Source organism: Sodalis sp. (in: enterobacteria) (assembly GCF_047607725.1).
Lineage (GTDB): Bacteria > Pseudomonadota > Gammaproteobacteria > Enterobacterales > Enterobacteriaceae > JBLKSS01.
The window spans coordinates 1-4,834 of sequence record NZ_JBLKSS010000227.1 but is presented as its reverse complement, the minus strand read 5'-3'; the positions used below and the strand labels follow the sequence as shown (position 1 = coordinate 4,834).

Genomic DNA, 4,834 nt, shown 5'->3' with positions numbered 1-4,834 from the left:
GCCTGGGTCGCAAGAACTATCTGTTCTTCGGTTCGGATAGCGGCGGCGACCGGGCGGCGCTGATGTATACGCTGATCGGCAGTTGCAAACTGAACGGCGTGGAGCCGGAAGCGTATCTGCGCCATGTGCTGGCGATTATCTCGGATCATCCCATCAACAAAATCAAAGAGCTCCTGCCGTGGAACCTCACCATCCCTGCTGAATAACTGTCAATACGGCGCTGGGCGTACGCTTACTTCGACAGCTGGTGGTATGATGTCAATAAGGCGGCGCAATTGCCCGCCCAGCGGCGCTGACGAGGAGGACGGGCTTGACGTCATATGTGTGTTAAAACGCTTGCTGTTGATAATCCCCATGCTGTGGGCCATTATCACGCTCAATTTCTTTATCGTGCAGATTGCGCCGGGCGGGCCGGTGGATCAGGCGATTGCCGCCATCGAGCTGGGACAAACGGCCGGCTTCGGCGGCAGCCACGGCGATCCCCTGTCCCGCACGCAGACCTTACACGGCGGCCAGTTGGGGGATAATCAATATCGCGGCGCACGCGGGCTGGATCCGGAGGTGATTGCCGAGATTACCCGCCGCTACGGTTTTGATAAACCGCTGCACGAGCGTTATTTCACCTGCTGTGGCAATATGTCCGCTTTGACTTTGGCGACAGTCTGTTCCGCGGCGCCTCGGTGATGCAGCTGATTAAAGACAGCCTGCTGGTATCGGTATCGCTCGGCGTATGGAGTACGCTGATTATTTATTTGGTATCGATTCCGCTCTGCATCAAAAAGGCGGTGCGCAGCGGCAGCGCTTTCGACACCTGGAGCAGCTCGCTTATCATAATCGGCTATGCCATCCCGGCATTTTTGTTCGCCGTCCTGCTCATTGTGCTGTTCGCCGGCGGCAGCTATCTCGATTGGTTTCCGCTGCGCGGCATGGTGTCCGCCAATTTCGCCGCCCTGCCCTGGTACGGCAAGATAGCCGATTATTTCTGGCATCTCACGTTGCTGGCGATGGTGATTGGCGGTTTCGCGACCTTGACCATGCTCACCAAAAACGCCTTTCTCGACGAAATCCGCAAACAGTATGTCGTTACCGCCCGCGCCAAGGGTCTTGGGGAAAGCGCCATCCTGTATCGCCACATCTTTCGCAACGCCATGTTGCTGGTTATCGCCGGCTTTCCCGCCACCTTTATCAGCATGTTTTTTACCGGCTCGCTGCTCATCGAGGTGATGTTTTCCCTCAACGACCTGGGCCTGCTGGGCTATGACGCTACGCTGTCGCGGGATTACCCCGTCATGTTCGGCACGCTGTACATCTTTACGCTTATCGGCCTATTGCTGAACATCATCAGCGATACCACCTATACGCTGGTCGATCCCAGAATCGATTTCGGGAGGCGCCATTGAAATCCTTGTCTCCGGTTAATCAGGCGCGCTGGGCGCGCTTTCGGCACAACCGCCGCGGTTATTGGTCGATTTGGTTATTTGTTCTGCTGTTCGTCTTCAGTTTAGGCTCTGAGCTTATCGCCAACGACCGACCCCTGTTGGTGCGCTATCAGGGCCAATTCTATTTACCGTTATTTCATGATTACAGCGAAGCCGATTTCGGCGGCCCGCTGGCCAGCCGCGCGGATTACCGCGACCCGTGGCTTGAGAAGCGGCTGGATGAGCAAGGCTGGGCGCTGTGGGCGCCGGTGCGATTCAACTACCGCACCATCAATTACGCCTCCCCCCTGCCTTTCCCGGCGCCGCCCAGCGCGGGTAATTGGCTCGACACCGACAGCAACGGCCGCGATGTTCTGGCCAATCTTCTTTATGGCTTCCGGCTGTCAATGCTGTTCGGGCTGGCGCTGACGCTTCTGTCGAGCCTGATAGGTATCCTGGTCGGCGCGACCCAGGGCTATTACGGCGGCCGTCTGGATTTATGGGGCCAGCGCGTTATCGAGGTGTGGTCCGGTATGCCGACGCTGTTTCTGATTATTTTGCTGTCAAGCGTGGTGCCGCCCAATTTCTGGTGGCTATTGGGCATTACCGTCCTCTTCGGCTGGATGAGCTTGGTCGGCGTGGTGCGGGCGGAATTCCTGCGCCCCCGCAATTTCGACTATATCCGCGCTGCGCAAGCGATGGGCGTCAGCGACCGGCGTATTATGCTACGTCATATGCTGCCCAATGCAATGGTAGCGACGCTTACCTTTCTGCCGTTTATTCTCTGCGGCTCGATAACCACGCTGACCTCGCTGGACTTCCTCGGCTTTGGTCTGCCGCTCGGTTCGCCATCGCTGGGAAACCTGCTGCTGGAAGGTAAAAACAATCTACAGGCGCCATGGCTCGGTATTACCGCTTTTATCACGCTGGCGCTGGTGCTGTCGTTATTGATTTTTATCGGCGAAGTGGTGCTCGACGCCTTTGATCCGGGGAAGGCGTACTGAGATGAACCGCACTCCGCTATTGGCTATCCATCACTTAAGTGTGGCGTTCCACCAGGGAAGCTCGGTGCGCCGAGTCGTCGATGACGTGTCGCTGACGTTGGACGCGGGCGAAACGCTGGTGCTGGTGGGCAAATCTGGCTCCGGCAAGAGCGTTACCGCGCTATCGGTCCTGCGCCTGCTGCCCGCGCCGCCGGTAGCGTACCCCGGCGGCGAGATCCTGTTTAACGGGCAAAATCTGCTGACCGCCGACGAGGCCGTACTGCGGCGTATTCGCGGTAATGACATCGCCATGATTTTCCAGGAGCCGATGTCGTCTCTTAATCCGCTGCATACCCTGGGGAAGCAGTTGAGCGAAGTGTTGCTGCTGCATCGCGGCATGCGGGGCAAAACCGCTCGCGCCGAGGCGCAGGCCGCCCTTGAGCGGGTGGGTATTCATCACCCGGCAAGCCGTCTGCGGGATTATCCGCATCAGTTATCCGGCGGTGAGCACCAGCGGGTCATGATCGCGATGGCGCTACTGACGCGGCCGAAGCTGTTGATTGCCGACGAACCCACCACCACGCTTGATGTGACGGTACAGGCCTAGATCCTGTAATTGCTGGCGGACCTGCGCGCCGAGAGTTGGATATGGCGCTCTTGTTTATTACCCACGACCTGAATATTGTGCGCCGGCTGGCGGACCGCGTCGCGGTGATGCAAAACGGCCGCTGCGTAGAAACCAATATTTGCGAGACCTTGTTCAGCGCGCCGGCGCATCTCTATACGCAGCGATTGCTGGCCCCCGAACCGTCGGGCCAACCGACGGCGGTGGCGCAGGATGCCGCCCCCCTCCTGCGGGTAAACGCCTCGGGCGTAAGCTATGGCGACAAGGGCGCCTTATTCGCGCGGCGCAAAGCGCCTAAAACCGCGCTAAATAATCTTAGCTTTACGCTGCGGCGCGGCGAGAGTCTGGGTCTGGTGGGCGAATCGGGCTCCGGCAAAAGCACCGGCTGGCCTATGTGTTTATCAGTCATGATTTGCAGGTGGTGCGCGCGATGTGCCATCAGGTTGTGGTACTGCGGCAAGGGCAAGTGGTAGAACAGTGCAGCGCCGACGCGCTGTTCCACGCGCCGCGGGCGGCTTATACCCGCGAGTTAATGGCGGCCGGACGGCAGTCCGTCACGGGGCGTTAGCCCGACGGCGGCGCGTCGGCATGGACGCGGGAGCCCCGATCGGCAAGTAGCTTAACCAGCGGCACAAGGGTGAGGTTTGCGGCGTCAGCGCGGCACGCGCGCGTGGGGGGAATAGGGGCGAGAAATCCTGGGCGCCCGGCCGTTGTTAAGCTAAAGCCACATTTCTCAGGCGATATGCGGCGCTGCCGCGGGTTCAGCCACCGCGACGCCAATATTTTTGATGCGGCACAAACCGGCGCATTCGTCTTCACGGTGCAAAAACAGACATGGCTTGCCATCGTATTCCACGATGGAGCAGCTGACTTCGATCTCGGCCAGCGTCCGGGCAAGCTCGCTCATCACCTGCCAAGCCGTATCATCGCCGTGGCTCAAGAGCGTCAAACCAATCAGAACGTTGTCATCATGGCTGGCGGCGATGATCGGCTCGACCTTGACGCCGGTATACCCCTGCAGCCAGCGATAGTGATGCGGTAACCGGTGTACCACGGATAATTGTAAATTCGTCACTGCCTCTCCCCAGAAGCGCTATCACATAACAATTTTATCACATAAACATAATGTTAGCGTGACATCTGCACAAAAAACGTTACATTCCGGTATTTATTAGCGTCTAAAGTGTGATAAAGATCGACATTTTAACCACTATGTAACCTTTTTTGGCTACGCAATACAACTTTTTTTATGCATAGCTGTTACATCATGTAGGGTCATCTATGAGGGAGGGGGGGTGAGGCAATGTCGGCTCCTCTTATCTGCTGGTTCCGGTCACGTCCGATCACTGATTCCGATTTCACCCGATCACTGATTCCGGTCGCCCGATCAGCGATTCCGATTCTGTCCGATCGCTCATCTTCTATTCCGCCATACTCTGGAGACTTTTAGCTTCCGGGGGTATGGCATGGCACGTAAAAAGAAGAACGCGAGAATAGAAATGTACATTTATATCAATGTATTACGCATGAAATTTGAGCAGCGTCGCTCGAATCGCAGCAGCGCTCGGCATCGGCTGTACCACAGTGCACGATATCCTCGGCCGATTCACGGTAGCTAACCTGGTCTGGCCATTGCCGGCGGAACTGTCCCCCGTCGACCTCGACCACCTGCTCTATCCCGGCAAATCCGGCAAGGCTATCAAGACCTTACCCAGCTGGCTTGATATCGATACCGAGTTAAGCCGCAAGGGAGTGACCAAACAGCTGCTCTGGATGGAATATCAGGCCGCCGTGGGCGGTGATGCCCT

Annotated in this window: 3 protein-coding genes and 3 pseudogenes; 5 read left to right on the top strand and 1 reads right to left on the bottom strand. The window is 57.6% G+C overall.

All coding sequences use genetic code 11. From position 1 onward, the window contains the following. The 4 genes and pseudogenes from ACMX3H_RS17060 to ACMX3H_RS17045 all read left to right on the top strand — a co-directional run. Positions 1–206 (top strand): transposase domain-containing protein (locus tag ACMX3H_RS17060; RefSeq protein WP_415211665.1); only part of this gene is annotated, 206 nt, incomplete at its 5' end. A gap of 148 nt (positions 207–354) precedes the next feature. Further along, positions 355–1,400 (top strand): annotated as a pseudogene (gene yejB / locus ACMX3H_RS17055) (microcin C ABC transporter permease YejB). After that, complete coding sequence (locus ACMX3H_RS17050) at positions 1,397–2,422, top strand: ABC transporter permease (protein ID WP_415211664.1); 1,026 nt, start codon at positions 1,397–1,399, stop codon at positions 2,420–2,422. Before yejB ends, ACMX3H_RS17050 begins: the two are co-directional and overlap by 4 nt. A 1-nt stretch (position 2,423) precedes the next feature. After that, positions 2,424–3,594 (top strand): annotated as a pseudogene (locus tag ACMX3H_RS17045) (ATP-binding cassette domain-containing protein). Positions 3,595–3,759: 165 nt separating this feature from the next. Here ACMX3H_RS17045 and ACMX3H_RS17040 read toward each other — a convergent pair. After that, positions 3,760–4,101 (bottom strand): YejG family protein, encoded by a 342-nt coding sequence (locus tag ACMX3H_RS17040; RefSeq protein ID WP_415211663.1) that lies wholly within the window; start codon positions 4,099–4,101, stop codon positions 3,760–3,762. A 391-nt stretch (positions 4,102–4,492) separates the two neighbouring features. On the opposite strand from ACMX3H_RS17040, the pseudogene ACMX3H_RS17035 reads away from it, so the two are divergent. Further along, positions 4,493–4,834 (top strand): annotated as a pseudogene (locus tag ACMX3H_RS17035) (IS21 family transposase); the annotation flags it as partial.